Here is a 20,236-nt window from a genome sequence, read left to right as displayed (position 1 = left end):
GGCAATGGTCCTCAGTGCGCTCCCACGACGTTTCCCGCTGCCAATCGGCGCACGTATGCGCGGATGCGGTCGCGGTCCTCGGGGAACACGCTCTCCCATGTCTCGTCCAGGTCGACCCACTTCGACGGCTGCCCGGTCTCCCCGCCGAGCGGCACATCACGACTGACGACGGCCCCGTAGGACAGGCTCAGCGTCGGTGCCCAGTCGGCACGGAAGGAGCGGACAGCCACTGCGGCCGGTACAGGCAGCAGCACGCCCGCTACGCCGGCCTCCTCCGCGAGTTCACGGGCTGCGGCTGCTCGCGGCGTTTCGTCCGGCTCGACCTTGCCGCCAGGCGGTACCCATCCGCGCACGCGGTGCCGCACGAGCAGGACGTAGCTGTACGTCGGGTCGGTGACCCAGACCTCGGCCGCGAGCGGCTCCATCAGGGTCTGGTGGGCGCGCAGCCACGCCTGGGCGTCATCGAACTCCATCGCAGCAAGGTGCGCATCGGCGACCGCCGCTTCCACGGTCAACTGGTCAATCACCTGGCCCAGCCTATGCCGACGTCGCGGTTAGCCCTGACATTGCTGAGAGGGCGACGCGGTTCGTGTCACAAGCACTCGACGATGATCATCGCGAGCATCCGAGGCCGCCATACCCCGAATGTTGGAAACCGTCAGCGACGAGTCCTCGCTTTCGTGCAGGTCAAGCCAAGCGATGCCTCAGCGACATCGTCTGGACCTGCTTGTTGGCGTAGCACCTTCGCAGTTGACTACCTCGGGGCTGTACCGAGAGGAGCGTGCTGCCTTCTCGGCGCGCTCCGGCGAGCACAGTCCAGTTCAAACAACCCAGAGTGACCGCCTGTCCCAAGCCTGGGTGAGTGGCTACAGGATCATGCTGCCCGGCCGCCACCGAGATGACCGTTGAACAAGAAGGGAAGCGATGGACACCGATACCACCACCGCGTCGCCGACGACTCTGCGCGCGGAGATGGTCGCCAGGGTCCGCAAGTCGGGATACGCGCAGCTCAACGAAGTTGAACGGGTCCTGCTGGAGACACCACGCCACGAGTTCGTGCCCGACGCCCCGCTTACCACCGCCTACGACCCGTGGCAGGCGGTGGTCACTCATCGCTTCGAGGACGGCCGGTCGTTGTCCTGTGCGTCGGCGCCGTGGCTGGTCGCGGCGATGCTCGACCAGCTCGACGTCCGACCGGGCAACCGTGTACTGGAGATCGGTGCGGGCACCGGCTACAACGCCTGTCTTCTCGCCCAGTTGACCGGCCGCGCGGACCTGGTGACCACGATCGACATCGACCCGGACGTGACCGCGAAAGCCTCACAAGCGCTGACCGCCACCGGCTACGGCGACGTGCACGTCGTTACCGGCGATGGTGGGCTCGGCTACCCCGACCACGCGCCGTACGACCGCATGATCGCCACCGTCTCACCGTGGGACATCCCCGCCCAGTGGTGGAAACAGCTCGCGCCCGGAGGACGGTTGGTCGCCCCGCTGCGGTGGCGCGGCCAGGGACGCAGCGTCGCCTTTACCTACACCGATGGCCGCCTGGTGTCCGATTCGCTCCACCTGTGCGGCTTCGTGTACCTGGTCGGTGACGGCGAGGGCGAACTCAGCGGCTCGATCACCGCCGACGAGCTGGTGTCGCTCCACTGGGACCGCGATCAGGCCGTGGACCCCGAAGCGCTGCGCGGGGTGCTCGACCAGCCGCGTGTCACGGCTTGGTCCGGGACCACGATCGGCAGGAACGAGTCGCATGACGGGCTCTGGCTCCGCCTGACCGTGACCGACCCGCGCGTGTGCCGGATCAAGGTCCACGCCGACGTCCCGCCCGAGGTGTGCGATCCGGTCGCAGGGTGGTGGCGCATGGCGCTGGTCGAGGGCGACACGCTGGTGTACCTCACCGCCCGCCGCCTGGAATCCGACGACGAGGTGCGGTGGGAGTTGGGCGCGATCGGTCACGGCCCGGCCGCCGACGAGCTGACCGAGTACCTCTGCGACGAGATCCGATCCTGGGCGCCCGAGCGGAACCAGCACACGCCATCGCTCATCGTCTACCCGGCTGGTACCCCGGACAGCGAACTGGCGGGCCCAGCCATCGACAAGACACACAGCAGGTTCGTCCTCACCTACGACCCGGCCGGATGATCTCGTCGCCGGTCTGCGACCTCGGTGTCAGGCAGAGGCGCGGCCTGACCGTTGCCGTGGAGCGCGGCGAGGTGGTCATCCGGGGAGTGGAAGTCCCGCCGTCCGCCAGGGGCTGGCCAACAGCGCGCTGGTGTCGGATCCGAGTCGTCCGGCGAACGCCTGCGAGATCGCCGCGCCCCACAGTGCGTTGACGACCGCCGTGTCTGTGGGTGACTCGCCGACGGCGTCCTCGGCGGCTGGAACGGTCTCCCAGTACAGCGAGCGCGCCCGGAGCGGGAACCCCCACGCGATCGACGCCTCGGTGACCGCGTCACAAGCCGCTTCCCAGCGTTGCTCGTCGACTTCCGCGCACACTCGACCCATCCGGCGCACAACCCCTGCCGGCGTGGCTTCGGCATGGCGCAGGACTCGCAGCGCGGCTTGGGTGTGCGGGCCGTAGGCGTCAGTCGCGGTGTGTCGCGAGGGCAGACAGGTCTGCCGCCACGGAGCGATGAGCAATTCGTAGTCGGCGCTTCCCGTGTCGTCGTGGCCTGCCGCTGCGATCGCCAGTCCGGCGTCGAACACGGGCAGGACCACCTTATGCCAGCCGGAGTGGTCCGGTGAAGCCTGCCGGGCCAGCAGGTAGGGGTGTTGCAGCACGGCGATCGGGTCGTCGAGTTCGGCGGGCATCGGCAGGCCGAAGGTGTCCTTCCATCGGATCCACCGTGAGGCGAGCCGTCCGGCCAGCTCGGGGTCGGAGATCCGGTTGATGATCCTGTCCCGAACGGCCTGGCGATCGGAGGCGCGCTCCTCACCGAGCGAGCCCATGCGAGTGATCTGCTCGAAGGTCAGGTTGGCAATGGTCACGTCGAGCTGTCGCCATTGCTCGCCACGAGGGTGCTGGGCCAACAGCGCGCGTCCCAAGTCGTCACGACCGCGGCCCGGACCGGAGGTGCTCATCGGTTCAGGATGGCAGCCCCGATCTGCCGACGTCGGTGCAGGCTGCGTGGCCGGTGTGGCGTCAGACCACGCGGCGGCTCGACCGGCTTCCGCGCGGCGGCGAGGTCAGCGGGGCAGTGCGGGCCGCAAGACCTCTGTGGCGCGGTGATCGTGGGTGACGTAGGAGTAGGAGCATGGTGACCGCGGTGGTGTTCGACGTGGGCGAGACGTTGCTGGACGACTCGCGCGAGTGGGGTGCGTGGGCCGACTGGATCGGCGTGCCACGTCATACCTTCTCGACCGTGCTGGGTGCGGTCACCGCTGCCGGCCGGGACAACGCCGAGACGTTCCAGTACTTCAAGCCGGGATTCGACCTTGCCCGCGAACGGCGGCTACGGGAAGAGGCCGGACTGGGTGAGCACATCGAGGACAACGACCTTTACCCCGACGTCCGGCCCGGCTTGGCGCGGCTGCGGGAGCTCGGCTTGTGGGTGGGGGTGGCCGGGAACCAGACCTCCCGCGCTGCCGAGCTGCTGCGTGCGCTGGGCCTGCCGGTGGACCAGGTCGCGACGTCGGGCGATTGGGGTGTCGCCAAGCCCTCGCTCGAGTTCTTCGCGCGCGTCGCGGAGATGGTGCCCGACGGACCCGGCGAGACGGTGTACGTGGGTGACCACCGGGACAACGACGTGGTGGCGGCGAAGGCGGCGGGGTTCCGCACGGCGTTGATCAGGCGTGGCCCGTGGGGCTACCTCTGGGCTGACGACCCGCTGGTGCGTCGCGACGCCGATTGGGTGATCGACTCCCTGCACGACCTGCCCAATCTGCTGGCGCCGCACTAAACGTCCGGCCGGGCATCAACGAGCACGAGCCCAGGCGGCGAGGTCGAGCAGTCCCGTGCTCGGGGCGCTGTGAGTACGCAGCAAGGTCGACAGCGAATGGCGGACCTGGGGATGGGTGCGGGTGTGCTCGGGCGCGGCCTGGCGGGCGGCTTGCAGGCACAGGTAGGCGTCCTCGTGACGGCCGAGCGTGAGCTGGGCGCGGGCGAGGTCGATGAAGTAGTGGGAGCGACGTTCGGCGGGCAGGTTGTCGGGCGGGTGCCACGCCGCCGCCCGTTCGATGCCCAGAGGATCGCGCAGTTCGACGGCGACGGCGAGTTCGTGGATGCGTAGGGAGGCCGGCCCGAACGCGGTGCCCTGGTAAACGCCTTCGTGGACGGCGGTTGCGGCGCGGCGGGCTTCGCGCAGGTGGTCGGCGGCGCGATCGGGCTTGCCAGCCCGGCCCGCGACGACCGCGGCGCGCATGTGCAGGGCGCCGAAGGCGGCCGAGGCCGAGGCGGTGTCGAGGTCGGGTACGTGGTCGGCGGCGAGTTCGAGGGCTCTGGCGGCGGTATCCAGGTCGCCGTTGGCGAAGAAGGTCTCGGTACGCACGTACGCCACCGTGGCCAGCAGCAGTGGGTCCTCGGCGAGCTGGGCGGCCGAGCGCATCAGGTCGATCAGCCGCGCGGACAGGTCCAGGTAGCCGAACTTGAAGGCCACCCCGTCGGCGGCACGCAGCGCCAGGGTGAGCAGGGCTGCGGCGTGGCGGCGACCGGCGACGTCGCCGAGCTGGCCGGCGCGGGCGAGTTCAGTGATGAGGTCGGGCAGGCGACGGGCGAGGTTGCCGTAGCGGGACTGCAGCCGGTCGTCGCTGGCGCGGGCGATATCGCCGTGTAGATCGGTTGGAGTCCTGGTCGGCCCGTCGTCGGGCAGGTCCAGTCGGTCGAGGGCCCGGCGCAGGCGCGGGATGGCGGCGTGGATGACGTCGACCTCGGCGACGGGTTCGCGCTCGCAGTTCTCGCTGGTGAACGGCACTGGCGGAACCAGCTCGACGCTGACCGATCCTGGAGCCAGGACCGCAGCCGGGGTGGCCGTGCTGGAGCGACGGGCGGTGCGGCGCAGCAGGTCGTCCAACTCCTCGAGGGAGACCTGCAGGGCGCGAGCGAGGCCGGGCCGCTGCCACGGCTGGGGCGACTGGACGCCGCGTTCCCATCGGCCGATCGTGGTGCGCTCGACCTTGAGCGTGACGGCGAAACTTTCCTGGGTGTAACCGGCAGCCTCGCGAACCGCGGCAAGCGGAGTGAGCGCTCGTGCTGCCATCGCGCGTCCCTCCTGCCGGTCCCTCCATAGCGGAGGGTACTCGCCCGTTTTCGCTGCGTACGGCCGGTGTCGCCTCACCGGTGCCTCACCGCCGCCCTGTAACTGACCACCCAACTCGGGCATGGTCGGGTGCCACATTGCCGCTCCATGCACCCATTAGGGCCAGCACACGTCGAGGGCGGGAACGCCCTGGTCAGGCGGGGTGTCGCCCTGTGGACGCCTCGCAACCGCCGCACGGTCGCTCTGGTGATCAGGGCGGGCAGGGTCGTTGACTGGGTTCGTGCCTGCGGTGGTCGACCCCCGACCGGCCACCGCAGGTGGTAGTCGATGTGGCCGCCTGACACAGCGGAAAGTGAGCTTGGTTCAGTGCAGATGCACGAGGTGATGTTGCCGCAATCGCCCCTGTCGACCGCCTGGTCGCGCATGGTGGTCCGCTGATGCCGCACAAGATCACCGTCGAGCATTCGTTCGAGACCGGGCACCGGCTGCCGCACCTGGGTGGCAAATGCGTCAGCCTGCACGGCCACTCCTGGTCGGCCGCAGTAACGGTGAGCGCCCCGGAGCTGAATCCCGAGGTGACCGTCGTGGAGTTCGGCGCGCTCAAGGTCGGGCTTCGGCGGTGGATCGACGAGCACCTCGACCACGCCACGATGCTCGGCGCGCGCGACCGCCTGATCGAGCCGCTGATCGCGGAGGGCAGCCGCGTGTTCTGCTTCGGAGTCGAGCACCCGGCGGACGTAGCCGAGCAGTTCGCCTACGGGCTGCCGTGGCCGACGGTGGAGGCTGTCGCGGTCCTGCTGGGTCGGGTCGCCGAGAGTGTCTTGGCTGGCCTTCCCCGCGCGGACGGTGCGCGGGTCGAGCGGGTTCTGGTCCGCGAGACCCGGCTCAACACCGCCGTCTACGAGCCCCCGGTGCCCCGATGAACACCGCCGCGTCGGACGCAGCCGTGACGCTCGCGGTCAACGAACTGCTCGGCTTGGCCCCACCCGGCGTGCACCTTTGACATCGCCCTGTCCGTCGATCGTGAGAGCACCATGACCACCACCTCACCCGCCCTCGGCCCGCTCGTCGCCGTCTACGGCCTCGTAGGACACGACGAGCGCCTCTTGCTCGTCCGCGACTCAGGCACCACCGCACGGCGCCTGCCCGGCGGTCTCGTACCGGCCGGTGAACCCGCCGAATACGCCCTGCGGCGCATCCTTTGGCATCAAGTCAACTCTCACATCGCCCACCTGGACTTCTGCGCTGCCGTGGAGCTGCCCGGCCATCGCGGCGCAGGCGGGGAGCCCGAGGTCTATGAACTGGCGCTGCTGTTCGACGTCACCCTCACCGACCTCAGTGCGATCCAGGCTGGTCACGGCGAAGCGCACTGGGTGACCAACACCGAACTCGACCACGTCGACCTGCGTCCCACGGGGCTCGCGGAGCGCTTGCACGTCGGTGGCCTGACCGGCGAACACCCGTGGTGGCCTGCCGACTCCTGACCAGGCATCCGCCGCTCGTTCATCCGGCGCACCGTGCCGCCAGAAACAAACCCGAAGGAACCATGTCGTCGGCACTCGACCTCACCGCCGCCCTGCCGGCGGCCCACGCTGCGATCGACCTCGCGGTCGAACACGTGCTCAACCACCCTCCACGCAAGATCCGCTACAAGGGAGATCGCAATCCGGTCTCCGAAGTGGACGAGACCATCGAACACCTTGTCCGCCAACGGCTGAGCGCGCGCGGCCACGCCGAGACGGGGTTCGTGGGGGAAGAGACCGGAGCGGTCGGTAACCCGGACACCTACTGGGTGCTCGATCCCATCGACGGCACGATCAACCACCAGCACGCCAACCCGCTGTGCGCCATCGCGCTCGGCCTGGTCCACCACGACCAGCCGATCCTCGGAGTCACCGCGCTGCCTTTCCTCGGCCACCGTTACTGGGCGGTCCACGGTCACGGCGCCTACCGCGATGGCGACCCGATCAGCACCTCCACCACCGACGTCCTCAACAAGGCCCTGGTCGGGTTCAGCGACTACGGCAGTGGTGCCGACGAAGGTTTGCGGGACGTGCTGTGCGCCGCCGTGGACCGCGAGCTCACTGCACGAGCGCAAGGGCTGCGCCGGTATGGCTCCTCCGCGCTGGACCTGGTCTGGGTCGCTGACGGCACCCTCGATGCTTGCGTGCTGCTCGGCAACCACACCTGGGACACCGCGGCCGGTGCCGTCATCGCCCGCGAGGCCGGTGCGCTCGTGCTCGACGCCGATGGCAGTCCGCACTCGACCAGGTCGCGTTGCGCGATCGCGATGACGCCGGGTCTACGGGACGAGGTGTTGCCGTTCCTGCGGGTGCTGCGTGGTAGCCGCTTCTGGCCCGATCGCAACGAACCCGACGGCTTCGACCACCTGGCCGCTCCTGACGGAACCGAAGTCCTGCCGTGAACGGGAGTACGCCGTGGTGATCCTGCCGACTCAGCGCCGCTCGTCCGAAGTGCCGCTGCCCGTACCGGTCCGAGCCGCTGGCACTCCGGCGCCCAGCGTCGACCACGGCGCGCTCACGCAGTACCTGCCCAGCATCGGGGATCTCCCTGCAGCCGGGTTTCTGGCTCACCCGCTGGACGTCGACCAGGAGCGCGCCGCCGCGCTCAGGGCCGCTCTGCAAGGCCACCGCCCCGACGACGAGCATCTTGCGCTTCTGGACCGCGTCCTTTGGGCTCTGCGCCGTATCTGACCAAGAACGGGCTCCACATGACTGCCGACCGCGCCGCACGTCCGTGCCGTGAGGTGACCATTTCCGCCCACCTGGGGGCGTGGGTCGCGCCGCATCCCTCCGAACTGCCCGATCTGCGCATTCAGATGTGCGAGCAGGTGCTCCAGCCACCCCATAGCCGGGAATTCATGATGCGCGTCGTCGGCGGAAGCAGCCCGCTGATCCCGACGATCTCCGGCCCCCCCGAAGAGACGGCTGGCATCGACATCATGGGCGGAATGCTGATGGCACGCAGCGAGCAGCGACGGTTGCGCCAGGCGCAGTTGTACTGGGTCGACGAGGACATGACCTCGCTGGCGCTCGCGGCAGCGGCCACCCCGTCCCACGAGCCGGTCCGGGCCCGTCGAATGCCGGCCGAAGCGGGGCTGATGCTCTTCGCCCACCCGATCGGCAGCCACGATGTCGACCTCGCCGCAGCGTTGACCAGCCCGTGGACCACCGCGGCCCCCGACCTGGACGAGGACCTGCGGCTGACCTTTCCCGTCGTGGGCGTCTCGTGGTCGCGGTGGAGTCCGGCCGACCTCGACCTGGACGGAGCACCCGGCAGGATCCGCTGGATACCCCGCACGCCGCAGGGCGCGGCGCCCTTGACGCCCGAGTTCGACGGCGTTTGGTTGACCTTCTGGACCACGGGCAGCAAGGGCTGGGACAGCCTTCCCTTGGACCGGCCTCTGGCCATCGACAATCGCAGCGGCGGGACGCTCACCGCTGTAGACCTGGTCGCACGAGAAACTTTCGCGGGATTCGCCCGGATGCAGACCTACGACGAACTCGTCCTGCGATTCGACCAGCCACTGTCCCGCCCCGATCCGGACAACGGAAGCCAGTGGGCGCACGTGGTCTACACCGCCTGGCAGCTGATGGGACAGACCGGTAACGCCCAGCTCACCGAGACCGAAACCGTGCCCCGTCCACGTCACGGCCTCAAACGCGACAGGCGAGCCGACATCCTCGGGCCCGGCACCGTGCAGCTGGTTCGAGTGCACACCCGCCACCGGCCCTCGGCGCAGGCAAGCGCCGAGGACACGGCAGCCTCGCACGGCCGCCGCACACCGCAATGGACCCGCCGCTGGCCGGTCCGCCCTTACCGGCGCAATACCTGCCTCAACCCCCGCGCCCACGCCGACGGTGGGTGCGAACACGAGGAGCGAGTGGTGCCCGCCCACATCAAAGGGCCTGCCGACAAGCCCCTGGTCACGACGGACAGGGTGCACATCTGGGACACACCGCCTCCACCGCAACCGTGACCGTTCCACGACCTACCGAACCCTCGACGTCTGCCCACTCCAGGTCTCGGAAAGCATGATGCGCAAGCCCTTGCCTTACGGCCGTGACGATGACACCGCGGCCGAAACCTACGTGCGCGAGGCGCTGCGCCGTTCCCAGCGCGGCAACTGGCCCGCGTTGCTGGCCGACGATCGTGCGGTGCAGACCCACCGAGTGCTGCGACGCATCGAGTCCGGTGCGATCCAGACCCGTGTGCACCACCGCGAGGCGATCAAGCAGGCTGAAGCCGACCGGGACGCGGGCCTGATCAGCGCGGCACAGTACGCCGAGAAGTACCAGGAGTACGCGCAGTGGCGGGAACGGTCCGTGGTCTTCGACGCCGTCCTGCGGCAGTACCTCAACATGGCCGTCGACCAGGTCCGGGCCATCCGCAGCGATGCCGTCGCGGAGTCGCTGCGTCAGGTGCTGCTGACGTTGGCCGTCGCCGTCGAGGAGCATCGGGACGCGCACTCCGGGGAGGAGTCGCTGGCCGACACCGCGCTGTGGGCGAGGCTGCGGTTGCTGCCCTGGCCGACCGCCACGGGCGCCGAGCGGCGCGTCCTGGCCGATGCCGTGGCCACCGAGCGCGCCCGCCGCGGGCCCGCGCGCCGGGCAAGCGAGGACCCCATCCAGTTCGAGGGCTTACCGGTTTTCGGGGAAACCGTGGACGTCGTCGACCTGCTCCTCGACGTCACCGATCACACTCGGTCCGCGTGTGATCGAACCGAACTGGCCGAGCTGTGGAAGCAGCGAACCCCGGATCTCCTGGATTCCGCAGCAGCGCAGGTCACCGCCGCCAGGCAGAAAGGCAGCTATCCCTCGCACCGACTGCGCAGGGCCCTGCTGTTCCTGGAAGGACTCGACTTGATCAGCCGTGTTTCCGACGAAGGGGGCGCCGAGGTCGTGGTCACCGACCGGGCACGACTCGTCGAACTGCGCCGGCGATGGGACGAACAGCAATTCGGCCTCGACGACCTCGCGCCCTAACAGATCAGATCCGACTCGACGTGAGTTCAAGCGTGTTCTCCCTGGTCTACCGCGTCAGGGCTGCCGGTGAGGGTCAGGGTGATGTCGCCGCCCGAGGCACCCACCACGGTGACCCGGTGCGCCACGCGCGCCAGGAAGTCTCGGAAGCTGCGGCACCCGTAGTTGCGCTCGTCGAACGCCGGGTCGAGGGAAGTCATCTTGTTCTTGACCCACCCGGCGGTCGGGGTGGTGACGGTGGCCTGCTCCATGACCGTGACCAGCAGGTTCTCGGCGGTGGTGATGTCGAACTCGTCGGCGAGGTGGTCGCCCGGCTCGGGTTCGACCTGGGCGACCAGGGTGCCCCAGTACTTGTATTCCGAGCACACCGACACCAGCCGTGGGCTGGCGTTGGCCTCGGTGCCCACACCGACGACGTGCTTGCCGAACTCTCGTAGCCGCTGTACCAGCGGGGTGTAGTCGCCGTCGCCCGCGACCAGCACGAACACGCTGACCTCGGGGTGGGTGATCAGCGTTTCCATCGCGTCGACGGCCATGCGGATGTCGGCGGCGTTCTTGCGGGCGGCGCCGAAGCGGACCACCTGGATCAGGTCGACGCCGTTCATCGCCAGGTCCTGCTGATAGCGCCCGAACTGCGGGTTTGCCCAGTCCGCGTACGCGCGGCGGATGACGGCGTTGCCGTAGTCGCGGCACAGCTGGGTGATCGCCGCGTAGGGAACCGGATTGGCGCGACCGGGTAGCCCTCGGCCCGCGCCGCAGACCAGGTTCTCGAAGTCCACGTAGACCCCGACCGAGGCGTTGACCTGCTCGACTCGGCCTCCCGCCGCGAGTGCTTCCACCTCCTGCCCATCGACGGCTCCGTAGCGCGACTTGATGGCGCGACCGGCTGAGCAAGGGCCCGCTCTTTCGCCCCCAGCGGCCCAACTGACCTCGATCCGGGCCTTGCCGATACTCGGGCACCGGGGTTGAACAGCGGTTTTGCCGGTAGTTCGTCCTCGGCGACGGGTTCTGTTCCCGTCGTGGCGAGCATCGATCGGCGAGCCTGGAGAGCGTGAAAGTAAGCCAGGCCGTTGTGACCTGCGGAAACGCTGGATTCCTTTCGGTGTCACGGTCGGGCAGGCCCGTGTCGAATGAGGGCGGGCGCACGCCTGTGATCAGCGGTTTTGCGGAGTCCAGAGGGGTCCTGAGCGCGTAGTTGACACCTCGGCCGGTTCACTAGTGCAGTGAACCGGCCTGGACCAGGGTGTTCTCAGCGGAGGCGCGATCCAAGAAGTGGATTGACCAGCGCCGATACGGTCTCAGGACCGTCGAATGTAGACGGACGCGACGCCCTGACCAGGAACTTCACATGCGGCCCGGCTCGCTACAGGGCATCTGACCAGCGGAATGGGACAGGTAGGGCGTCCCTCGCGGCCACGAGGAACGCCCAACCCTTGAACCCGAAGTCCACCCGACGTCCATGAGAAGAGTGCCTTCGGAACCCGTTCGCCCTGCATACGGCCACTGGCGTGCCCGGAGAGCGCCTCCACAGTAAGTCGTACCGGGACGTTCAACGGCCTCGGCGGCGGCACATGGGACACGCCACCCCACATCGCCTGACCAGCGGCAATGGGTAGACCGTCTGCGCCAACTCCACGTTTCCCCAGGTAGACATGGGTTTTCGGCGCGTCCACCGCCCTCGTCACCCGGCGCCGAAAAGTGTGAGGCAGCCCACCTTGTGGTCGGGACATCGAATTTCGGCCCAGGTCGGTGTTGTCGCCGGAAAGTCGGTGAAGATGGTGAAGCCCTCGCGGGGCGGTGGCGGCCACCACCAGTCGGTTTGCTCCGCGATCGGGGCTTCACCGTTCACCCGACGTCCGACCCTTTGGAGAGCATTCCGATGTCCGTGCTTCCGGCACCCTTGGCGATCCTGCCTCGCACGAACTGCGGTGCGACGCCCCTCGTCCAGATCGGCACCTTCACCATCGCCGCAGCGTTCGTCGTCGTCCTCGTGTTGCTCGGTCAACCGCTCACGGGCGCGGCCGGTGTCGCGGCTTGGCTCATCACCACGGCGGTGCGACCGACGACCAGCAAGCAGGCGGCCCCTACCCGCGACGGTGCGCTGAGGTGACCACGATCGACATGCCCGAATCGAACTTCAGCCAGGGCCGATCCCGAGGCCCCGGTGCCGGCGGTGGCAGACGGCGCGATGCATGGCCGTTGCAGGCCGTGCTGAACAGCCTGTACGAGCAGCCCAAGAGCGGGCAGACCTGGACCCAGGTGCTGCTCGCCGACCGCACCGGCCTTCCACTCGGAGACGTGCATGCCGCCTTCGCGGTTTTCCCGCTGCTGGTCGAGTGGGGGGTGTACGCCACGATCCTGCGCGAGCTCGAAGCGGACGACGACGATGTCGCCGTCTGTGAGCGAACTTACCGACACCTGGCCGAACATCTTCCGCTGCGGAACGCGCTGCCGCCTGACATCGCCGCTCTTACCACCGAGGTGCTGTTCATGGACGCGTTGAAGTCGCTGAAAGGCAAGCTGCCCCTGCGTGACATCGCAGAGAAAATGCGGGAGAAGAACTCGAAACACACCTGGGAACGAACGACTCTGAGCAGATACCTACCCACGAACAACGCGGACGAGGCGCTTTGGCCTGCGCACAAAGAGCGCGTGAACGTCCTGCTGGCCGTGTTGTGCGAGCACGCCGGACGTCCCAACGACGTCAAGCACTTCTTCACGGCGTGGGAACGTCTGAACTCCGCGCGCAACCGTCACCTCCGCCCCGGCATTCCCTCACCGGTGATCCATCGCTCAGAGCAGGCCCACAACACCGACAGGACAAGTGCGCGAACAACTTCTTCGGTGAACGCCACGCTGCTCGCGGCGGTCCTGATGGCGGTCGTCGTGCTCATCGTCGCGGTCGTGGCGGCGTTCGCGTGATGACAGCTGGCCGGCGTGCCCGTGCCGTTCGACAAGTGCACGCCGATGAACAGCGCGCATGTCGAGCGCAGCGGTGACTTGGCCATCGCGCTGCCCGAGCGACGCCTCGGGCAGCGCGAGGTCATGGCTCGAAGCGGAAGCCGTAGGTCCGGTCGCCGATGGGAACGCGGCCGTAGGGCGAGGTGCGCTGGCGGCGAATGCCCGCAAGGGCCTGGTCGACAAGGACCTCGAGATCGGCGACGTTGCGTCGCTCCAAGAGCATGACGTAGTGCGTGCGCGGAGGTTTGCCTTTGGGCGGCGTCCAGTCGGAGTCGTCGTCGATGCGGAGGCAGTGCTCGATGCCGTGGCGCGGGCACGTCCAGGCGGCGGGGATCTCGGCGTCGGTCGAGAACGGCACGGTGAACTCGTGCCCTCTGCGGCACGTGAAGCGGACCTGCACCCGCGGTGCCGGCCGCGCGTCGCGATCCGGTTCGCCGGTGGGCGTTCCCAGGCGGTAGCCCCGCAAGACCCGTCTGGGCATCATGATCTCCGCTCGCGTATCGGACGGGCTGGTGTCGCGAGCCGTTCTCGTGCCCGCTGTCGCTGGGCTATGGCGCTTTGGTTTTGGTCCGGGTCGCGCCGCCACGCCCGCGCAGCACCACGCCGGACTCGGACAGGACCCTGTGCACGAAGCCGTACGAGCGGTCGGTGGCCTCGGCCAGTGCGCGGATGCTGGCGCCCTTTTCGTACTTCTTCTTCAGGTCAGCGGCCATCTTGACGCGGGCTTCCCCGGTGATCCGCTTCCCCTTGGCCGTGGTGCGTGCTGTCATGCCGGTCGCTCCTCTTCGCGGTCAGGCGGTCGGTTGGTCGAGGGCGGCTCGCCGGTCGATGACGGCGGCCTTGCTCTTGTCGGCGCCGGGGCCAGCGGCGGTGTAGTAGTCGATGGCCTGGCCGTAACGGCGGTCGGCCTCGGCCATGTCGCCGAGCGCGGCGTGGACCTCGCCGAGCACGGTGCACAGGTCGGCCAGGTAGCCAACCGAGCCGTAGTCGTGCACGGCCTGCTCGATCTCGGCCAACTCGGAGGCCGCCTCGGCGGCTTGTCCGTTCAGCGTCAGGGCCCGCGCCAGGTGCAGGACGGTGCGGGCGTAGCCGATGTCATCGCCGATGCCGCTGAACATGCTGGCCGCCAGCCGCAGGTGGTGGGCGGCGAGCCGGGCGTCGGAGATCTTGGGGTGCAGGGCGGTTTCGCCGAGGCGGCGGTGCCGCAGGGCGATGCTGCGGGCGTCGTTCATCTCCTCGGCGATGTTTAGGGACCGTTGAAGGTCCGGCAGGGCGGCGTGCGGGTCGTTGGCCTTGAGGTGGGCGCGGGCACGGGTGGACAGCGCGCCGGACTGCAGCCACGGGTCGCCGACTTCGGTAGCGCGCTCGACGGCGATGGTGCAGATGGCGACGGCGGCCTCGTGGTGGCCGAGGTTGGTCTCGCCGAAGCCCTGCCGGGTGCGGCAGACGACCTCCAGGATGTGCCCGGCGTCGGCGGCGGCGTTGGCCCCGAGGAACTGTGAGCGCACCAACTCACCGGCGGTGTAGTTGGGGCGCAGCGGGTTCCAGAGGACCTCGCCGAACTGGTACACCAGCTCCGTCCAGCCCTGGTCGGCGGCGACCTGCTGCGCGGCGAGGAGGTTGGCGCGTTCGGTGTCAACCCAGTCCAAGGCGGCCTTGGCGTCGTCGAACATGCCGGTGTCTAGGTCGACGTAGACGTCGCTGAAGCGGCGGGGGAAAGGGTTGATGACCTTGTCGGCTGCTGCTGCGCGCCGCAGGTACCACTCGATCATCCGGCGACGTACCGTCTGCCGCTCGGTCTGGTCGTCCTGGTCGGCGAGGGCTTGCACGTGCTCGCGCAGGACGTCGTGCAGCCGGTAGCGCTCGTCGCCGGTCTCGGTGACGAGGTTGGCCTCCACCAGCCGTCCGAGTCCGCGGTCGACCGCGCTGACCGCCACGTCGAGCCCGGCGGCGAGCGGCTCGGCGGTGAACTCGGCGCCGGGGTGCTCGGCCAGGCCGCGATAGAGCCGGGCGGTGGTGGCGTCAAGGTCCTCGTAGCTCATCTGCAGCACTCCTTCGACGGACAGCTCGTGCGGGTCCAAGGCGGCGGACGCCTCGGCGAGGTGGGTCAGGCGGGTGATCAGGCGCGCCGGGTCGCGCCGGGGGTAGGCGGCGATGTGGGCACCGGCGATGGTGAGGGCCAGCGGGTGCCCGTGACAGCGCGTGGCCAGGGCGTGCAGCAGCTCCTCGCCGAGAGGTTGACGGTCCTCGTCGAGCAGGCCGGCCAGGAGGATGGCGCCGGTGGTGGCGGGAAAGCAGTCGAGGTCGAGGTGGCGGAAGCCCGTGACGGCCAGTCCGGCGAGGCGGTAGCGGCTGGTGACCAGGATCGTGCCGCGCGCCGTGGCGGGTACCAGGGGCTGCACCTGCTCGGCGGAGCGGGCATTGTCGACCAGCACGGCCACCGCCTTGTCCGCAGTGACCGTCCGGTACAGCGCGACCAGCTCGGCCACCTCGCCCGGCAGGTCGTCGGCGGCGATTCCGAGCGCACGGAGCCACCCGGCGAGGACCTGCGGTGTGGCTGGCGGCGGGTGGCCGCTCCAGCCGTTGAGGTCAATGTGCAGCACGCCGTCGGGGTAGCGCTCGTGGTGCGCGTCGAGCCAACGCACCGCCAAGCCGGTCTTGCCGACCCCACCCAGGCCGGTCACCACCACGCGGGTCGGGCTCACCGTGGCCAACAGTCGGTCCAGGCGCTCCAGTTCGTCTACGCGATCGACCCAGGTACGTCCGGGCGGCGGAAGCTGCCGAGGCACCCGCCCGCGACGCTCGGAAGCCTGCAGGACGATGGTGTCGGCGGTGACCGTGCGGGCTTGCAGCACCTGGCCGTAGACCGATCCGGACACCGTGTTGATGTACTCGGCCTCGTTCACGCACGCTCCGCCGGCTCGGGACGGCGGCTAGCGAGCACGGCGTTGCCCCACAGGCACTCGCGCCGGACGAGGGTCAGGCCGTCTGGTCGCCACAAGCCGATCGGCGCTACGCCGTCCGGGTGCGGTTGCCACGGTCCCAGCAGGTCGGCGAACTGCCGCCGGCTTCGGTGGACGAGCGTGATCCCGGCCTTGGCGAGACAGTCCTCGACCGCGGCGGCCGTCTCCAGCCCGAGGACGATGCCGTCGGCGTGCGAGGCGGCCAGTAGCGAGCCGGGTGCCAGCCGCTCGTGGTACCCGGCCAAAGTGGCGGCCGGGTCTTCGGCGTCGGGCAGGCAATGCAGCACCGACCCGACCACCACGCCCACCGGGCGGGTCAAATCGAGAAGCCGAGTCGTCACGGCATGGTCGAGTACTTCCTCGACGTGCCGCAGGTCGGCCTCGATCACGCCGGTGCTCGGATCGTCCTTACGGACTATTAGCTCGAGACCGGCGACGGCTACGGGGTTGCGGTCGACATAGACGACACGGGCCTGGGGCTGCTCGGCCTGGGCGAGTTCGTGCACGTGGCGAACGCCGCCCATGCCCGCGCCCAGGTCGAGGAACTGTTCGATCCCGGCGGTGAGCATGTGCAGCACCGCGCGACGCACGAAAGCACGACTTTCGCGGACGAACACGTCGTAGCGCGGCACCAAAGCCATGATCGCGGCGGCCGTCGCGCGGTCGGAGGCGAAACTGTGCCCGCCGCCGAGCAGGTGATCATAGATCCGAGACAGCGACGGCACATTGACATCGACGGACGCGCCCCACTCGCGCGCGTCCTCCTGCGTCGCCATCACCGTGCCGTTCTCCCCGCCCCGGCTCGTACTCACGAGCCCGACTCGCCGCGCACCCTGGTCGACTCGGGCAGGCTGACGGGTAGCGATTCGCCGCTTTGCCCGAAGTCGACCGTCAATTGGTGTCGGCGATTAGACCGGCGGTAGGAAGATCCGAACCAGAGCGGGACCAGGGCGCTCATGAGGCGCTGGTGGGGCGGCACCCCGCCTGAGCACCCCTTTTACCTCGGCCATGATCACCCGCACGGGTGGCCTCGAACGCGGCAGAGCCGAGCAGCGGGTCAGTTCTCGTCGAAGTACGCCTCGGCGGCGCGGCGGATCTGCGCGAGTCGCTTCGACACAGCGCTGTGGTTGGCGTAGCCGAGCACGTCGGCGATCTCGGTCCTGCTGGTCACGCCGCTGTTGAGCAGCACGACGATCTCCCGGTTCCGGGCATCCAGCAGCGTGAGGAAGTCGTTGGTGACCAGGTTGCCCAGCACCTCGCTCTCCGGTCCCTGGACAGGGACGGTGTCGGTCAGCTCGACGAACTTCACCGTCACCTTTCGCCGCTTCCCGTGCAGCTTGCGCTCGAAGTCTTCGCGCGCGTACGACCAGTGGCTGGAGAAGTCGTCCTCGACCCGGTGGGAGCGGACCGCGTCCAGGATGCTGCGCAGCCGGCCGGTCCGGTCGGCGGCCTCCACGGTCTCGGCCACGGCGTCGCGGGCGTCGTCCTCGCCGAACCAGACCTGTCCGCCCATCCGCGGGTTGCCGGCCACGGCCCCGGCGAGCACGCTGCCGTCCTCCAGGGTGACCGGGCCGGGCGTCTTGCCCTTGTCGATCTCGGGGAAGTCCCGCAGGCGCTCTTGGATGGTGGTGGTGACGGCGGGCACCCAGAAGTCCAGGTTGTGGGCCAGCAGCCGGATCGGGTCGTCGCCTGAGAACGCCTTCATCTTCGACCCCGACACCAGGTGCGGCTACACCGTCCACGCCCAGGCGCGGGCAAGCCGTGCCTCGAAATCGGGCGGCAGGAAGTCGTCGATGCCCGACCAGTCGGCCATGAACGGCCACTGTCCGCCTCGCAGCAACGGGAGCTCGAACATGTCCAGGACGCGCTTGGGCAGCAGGTGGAACAGCGGCGCGTACTCGAAGTACCGCGCCCGTGTCCGCGGGACGAAGGTGACGTTGACGTCGCCGAGGTCGGCGATCCTGGTCATCGGCTGTGGCAGGTCGTCCAGGTCGAAGAAGCGCCGCCGGAACTGGGCTGCCTCCCACAGCATGTTCCACTGCGCGATCGCGAGGAACTCTTCGGGCGAGGTGTGGGGCGCCGGGAGCGTCACGTACTCGGGCGGAGCCGGTTCAAGCGGCCGGACCACGCCGCCGAAGATGAACCCGGCCGAGATGTTCCGCAGGCGTGGGTACTCCTCCGGGCAAGCGTCCGCCTCGGGGAGGAATACGTCATCGCGGCGCCACTCCAGCACCTCGGCAGGGGTCGGCTCCTGTTCGCCGCTCACCTCACCGTCCGCCATCTGCTGCTCCACGCGTTGACCGGTCCGCTCGTCGATCTGAGTCATACCCTCATCACGACAGTCTCCGCCGGATTCGTTCCGGACACGCCCGGTACGAGTGCTTCTTGCCTCCGGCGTGACCGACGAAGATGGCCAGGCGCGCACGGTGCATACGCACGGCGGCGAGCCACCAGATTCCAGACGAGTCGAACATATGTGCGAGCGTGGTGGTAGTTTGCCAACGTGACTCCGCCGCCTTCAACCCCCGCGCCGGACGGCGCACTGCGCTACCGAGTCGATCAGACCGGCACGACGATCGCCGTCCTTCCCGCCACCTGCAAAGGCGGACGACACATCGTCGTCCCCGGAGTCAGCAGAGCGATCTTCGCCGGAGGCGAGGTCCGCGTGGACTGCCCCGCCTGCGCAGCGACACCCGGAGTCGACGCGAGCTGGCGGTTGACCAGCAGCCACGCCAGCCCCGACCGCGCCGAGTTGGACGACCAACCCTACGGCGACCTCATCCACCGCGCGCGGGCGGCGACCGGCGCAAGGTAGGCGGGCGTGTCGTGATCAACAGCCCATTCACGCGCTGGGAGGGCGATGACATCCACGGACGCAGGCCGGTCCTCACGTCGGTGTGGGTCAATCTGGACATCCTCTTCCCACGGCCGGCGGACGCACCACGGCACGTCATCGTGACCGGACTGGACCTCACGGGCGTGGTACCCGGACGGCTTCACGGCCGCTTCCCCCGCGTGGAGGGCGACTGGTACGGGATCGTCAACTACGAGATCGGCTACGCCGACGGCCGCCGCGACAAGCTCCACCTGGTCGACCAGTTCGTTCCGTTCGCCGCGCTGCGCGAACGCAGGTAGTTCGCACGCCACCTCCTACTCGGAGCCAGTGATCGTCGGGTCTCCCGATATACTCGTGCGCGGCGGTCACGCCCGCCCGACTCCGAGCCGGAACGCCCACGCCACAGCCGGCAACCGAGGACAAGCCGTCTCCGACGCAGCGTGCTACTTGAAATCGCCTGCCAACCTTGTGGGGCGGCGTGGGAGTCCCGTTGGGGAGCGCATGATGACCAAGTCCAACAGAGCTCGCACCCGAGCAGTGCGACAGCACATGACTGAGTCCGGCACGAACTACGCGCGCGCCGCTCACGAGGTAGGCGATCCTCGCCAACCTATGCCGAACCGTACCGACTCTGTCCGCGCCCACGTTCGAGCGTTGTTGTCGGGGCAAGCCCAAGACACGCGGCGACAAGATGCTGAAATCGAGGCGTTGGAGGCTAAAGGTCATCGCATTGTCGACGGCGGCCAGACAGGGCAGGACTCATGGGAGATCCTCGACTGGCGCACCGGTGAACAACTCGCCCACGGCGACGATGGCCTTGAAGGTTACGACGCGACGACTGACCGACTCGATCCCGACGGCATGTGGTTCCACATGGACCAGATCGAGTCGGAGCCTGGACCTCGCCCCGTGACCGACGGCATTCCCAGCAGCTTGAGCGAGGTGTTGGATGACTGGATCTCCATGCGGAGTACATCCGACGAAGAGATCGCCGAATTCGTCGGCTGGTCTGCGGAGAAGGTTCGCGACCACAGGTGAGCACCAGCATGGCGAACGCGAAGTCGTGCAGGCACGATCCGCCGGAGCGACCGGCTGGACACGGGCGGCGTGAGAGCTTCCCGCGCGGCTTCTAACAGTCGGTCCTGCCAACCTGGGGCGGGCCGGTCGGTCCCGCCCCAGGTGGCCGTCACAGGTGCGAAGACAACTCGAAATGCGACTCAACTACTAGTAGCGTGTCGCTGCTTAGTTGTGATGCCAGTGGCTGGGAGGCTG

The 20,236-nt window shown here is 68.8% G+C and carries 22 protein-coding genes; 12 read left to right on the top strand and 10 right to left on the bottom strand.

The features are described 5' to 3' along the window. Positions 1-11: 11 nt before the first annotated feature. Positions 12-527 (bottom strand): NUDIX hydrolase, encoded by a 516-nt coding sequence (locus A6A25_RS33155; protein ID WP_274534363.1) that lies wholly within the window; start codon positions 525-527, stop codon positions 12-14. 397 nt (positions 528-924) lie between these two features. On the opposite strand from A6A25_RS33155, the gene fxlM reads away from it, so the two are divergent. Next, positions 925-2,148 (top strand): methyltransferase, FxLD system, encoded by a 1,224-nt coding sequence (fxlM, locus tag A6A25_RS33150; RefSeq protein ID WP_073896982.1) that lies wholly within the window; start codon positions 925-927, stop codon positions 2,146-2,148. A gap of 75 nt (positions 2,149-2,223) precedes the next feature. Here fxlM and A6A25_RS33145 read toward each other — a convergent pair whose 3' ends face one another. Beyond that, on the bottom strand, positions 2,224-3,087 hold the full coding sequence (locus tag A6A25_RS33145) for a hypothetical protein (RefSeq protein WP_073896980.1): 864 nt from the start codon (positions 3,085-3,087) through the stop codon (positions 2,224-2,226). 173 nt (positions 3,088-3,260) lie between these two features. Between A6A25_RS33145 and A6A25_RS33140 the strand changes: the two genes are divergently transcribed. Next, positions 3,261-3,905 (top strand): HAD family hydrolase, encoded by a 645-nt coding sequence (locus A6A25_RS33140; protein ID WP_073896979.1) that lies wholly within the window; start codon positions 3,261-3,263, stop codon positions 3,903-3,905. 15 nt (positions 3,906-3,920) lie between these two features. Here the strand turns inward: A6A25_RS33140 and A6A25_RS33135 are convergent, their stop codons facing one another. Then, complete coding sequence (locus A6A25_RS33135; RefSeq protein WP_073896977.1) at positions 3,921-5,201, bottom strand: helix-turn-helix domain-containing protein; 1,281 nt, start codon at positions 5,199-5,201, stop codon at positions 3,921-3,923. A gap of 437 nt (positions 5,202-5,638) precedes the next feature. Here A6A25_RS33135 and A6A25_RS33130 point away from each other — a divergent pair, with 437 nt between their 5' ends. The 6 genes from A6A25_RS33130 (at position 5,639) to A6A25_RS33105 (ending at position 10,207) form a co-directional block, all read left to right on the top strand. Beyond that, positions 5,639-6,124 carry a 6-pyruvoyl trahydropterin synthase family protein gene (locus tag A6A25_RS33130; protein ID WP_073896976.1) on the top strand — a complete coding sequence of 162 codons (486 nt, stop codon included), beginning with the start codon at positions 5,639-5,641 and terminating at the stop codon, positions 6,122-6,124. Between the two features lie 111 nt (positions 6,125-6,235). Continuing rightward, entirely contained in the window at positions 6,236-6,685 is a 450-nt protein-coding gene (locus A6A25_RS33125; RefSeq protein ID WP_073896974.1) for an NUDIX domain-containing protein, read from the top strand. Continuing rightward, positions 6,664-7,626: an inositol monophosphatase family protein gene (locus A6A25_RS33120; RefSeq protein WP_241829045.1), complete on the top strand. Its 963-nt coding sequence runs from the start codon at positions 6,664-6,666 to the stop codon at positions 7,624-7,626. Before A6A25_RS33125 ends, A6A25_RS33120 begins: the two co-directional genes overlap by 22 nt. A gap of 13 nt (positions 7,627-7,639) precedes the next feature. Beyond that, entirely contained in the window at positions 7,640-7,915 is a 276-nt protein-coding gene (locus A6A25_RS33115; RefSeq protein WP_073896970.1) for a hypothetical protein, read from the top strand. Positions 7,916-7,932: 17 nt separating this feature from the next. Next, positions 7,933-9,201 carry a hypothetical protein gene (locus tag A6A25_RS33110; protein WP_143193569.1) on the top strand — a complete coding sequence of 423 codons (1,269 nt, stop codon included), beginning with the start codon at positions 7,933-7,935 and terminating at the stop codon, positions 9,199-9,201. Between the two features lie 58 nt (positions 9,202-9,259). After that, positions 9,260-10,207 (top strand): hypothetical protein, encoded by a 948-nt coding sequence (locus tag A6A25_RS33105; RefSeq protein ID WP_143193568.1) that lies wholly within the window; start codon positions 9,260-9,262, stop codon positions 10,205-10,207. Positions 10,208-10,233: 26 nt separating this feature from the next. Here the strand turns inward: A6A25_RS33105 and A6A25_RS33100 are convergent, their stop codons facing one another. Next, on the bottom strand, positions 10,234-11,043 hold the full coding sequence (locus A6A25_RS33100) for an NYN domain-containing protein (RefSeq protein WP_073896964.1): 810 nt from the start codon (positions 11,041-11,043) through the stop codon (positions 10,234-10,236). A gap of 1,040 nt (positions 11,044-12,083) precedes the next feature. Between A6A25_RS33100 and A6A25_RS33095 the strand changes: the two genes are divergently transcribed. Further along, positions 12,084-12,314, top strand: coding sequence for a hypothetical protein (locus A6A25_RS33095; protein ID WP_073896962.1), 231 nt, complete (start codon positions 12,084-12,086; stop codon positions 12,312-12,314). Beyond that, complete coding sequence (locus tag A6A25_RS33090; protein ID WP_143193567.1) at positions 12,311-13,126, top strand: hypothetical protein; 816 nt, start codon at positions 12,311-12,313, stop codon at positions 13,124-13,126. Before A6A25_RS33095 ends, A6A25_RS33090 begins: the two co-directional genes overlap by 4 nt. A 121-nt stretch (positions 13,127-13,247) precedes the next feature. Here A6A25_RS33090 and A6A25_RS33085 read toward each other — a convergent pair whose 3' ends face one another. The 6 genes from A6A25_RS33085 to A6A25_RS44960 all read right to left on the bottom strand — a co-directional run bounded on the left by A6A25_RS33085 (position 13,248) and on the right by A6A25_RS44960 (position 18,454). Continuing rightward, the gene (locus tag A6A25_RS33085; RefSeq protein ID WP_073897032.1) at positions 13,248-13,646 is read right to left on the bottom strand and encodes an RNA polymerase-binding protein RbpA; all 399 of its coding nucleotides are present in this window, start codon (positions 13,644-13,646) and stop codon (positions 13,248-13,250) included. A gap of 67 nt (positions 13,647-13,713) precedes the next feature. Continuing rightward, a complete protein-coding gene (locus A6A25_RS33080) occupies positions 13,714-13,935 on the bottom strand; it encodes a helix-turn-helix domain-containing protein (RefSeq protein WP_073896958.1) in 222 nt (73 codons plus the stop codon). A gap of 21 nt (positions 13,936-13,956) precedes the next feature. Beyond that, positions 13,957-16,071, bottom strand: a complete 2,115-nt coding sequence (locus A6A25_RS33075; RefSeq protein WP_073896956.1) for a hypothetical protein — start codon at positions 16,069-16,071, stop codon at positions 13,957-13,959. Further along, complete coding sequence (locus A6A25_RS33070) at positions 16,068-16,904, bottom strand: SAM-dependent methyltransferase (RefSeq protein WP_073897031.1); 837 nt, start codon at positions 16,902-16,904, stop codon at positions 16,068-16,070. The genes A6A25_RS33075 and A6A25_RS33070 overlap by 4 nt, the downstream gene beginning before the upstream one ends. 281 nt (positions 16,905-17,185) lie before the next feature. Then, complete coding sequence (locus A6A25_RS44965; RefSeq protein ID WP_198932947.1) at positions 17,186-17,833, bottom strand: hypothetical protein; 648 nt, start codon at positions 17,831-17,833, stop codon at positions 17,186-17,188. A 24-nt stretch (positions 17,834-17,857) separates the two neighbouring features. After that, the gene (locus A6A25_RS44960) at positions 17,858-18,454 is read right to left on the bottom strand and encodes a hypothetical protein (protein ID WP_198932946.1); all 597 of its coding nucleotides are present in this window, start codon (positions 18,452-18,454) and stop codon (positions 17,858-17,860) included. 629 nt (positions 18,455-19,083) lie between these two features. Between A6A25_RS44960 and A6A25_RS45965 the strand changes: the two genes are divergently transcribed. Both A6A25_RS45965 and A6A25_RS33050 read left to right on the top strand, forming a co-directional pair. After that, the gene (locus A6A25_RS45965) at positions 19,084-19,263 is read left to right on the top strand and encodes a hypothetical protein (RefSeq protein WP_241829044.1); all 180 of its coding nucleotides are present in this window, start codon (positions 19,084-19,086) and stop codon (positions 19,261-19,263) included. A gap of 250 nt (positions 19,264-19,513) precedes the next feature. Next, positions 19,514-20,002 (top strand): hypothetical protein, encoded by a 489-nt coding sequence (locus A6A25_RS33050; protein WP_158073859.1) that lies wholly within the window; start codon positions 19,514-19,516, stop codon positions 20,000-20,002. The last annotated feature ends 234 nt before the right edge of the window (positions 20,003-20,236 follow it).

Source organism: Saccharothrix sp. CB00851, assembly GCF_001905065.1.
Taxonomy (GTDB): Bacteria; Actinomycetota; Actinomycetes; order Mycobacteriales; family Pseudonocardiaceae; genus Actinosynnema.
Note: the sequence above shows the minus strand (reverse complement) of the source record. Positions and strands in the feature narration are given on the sequence as shown.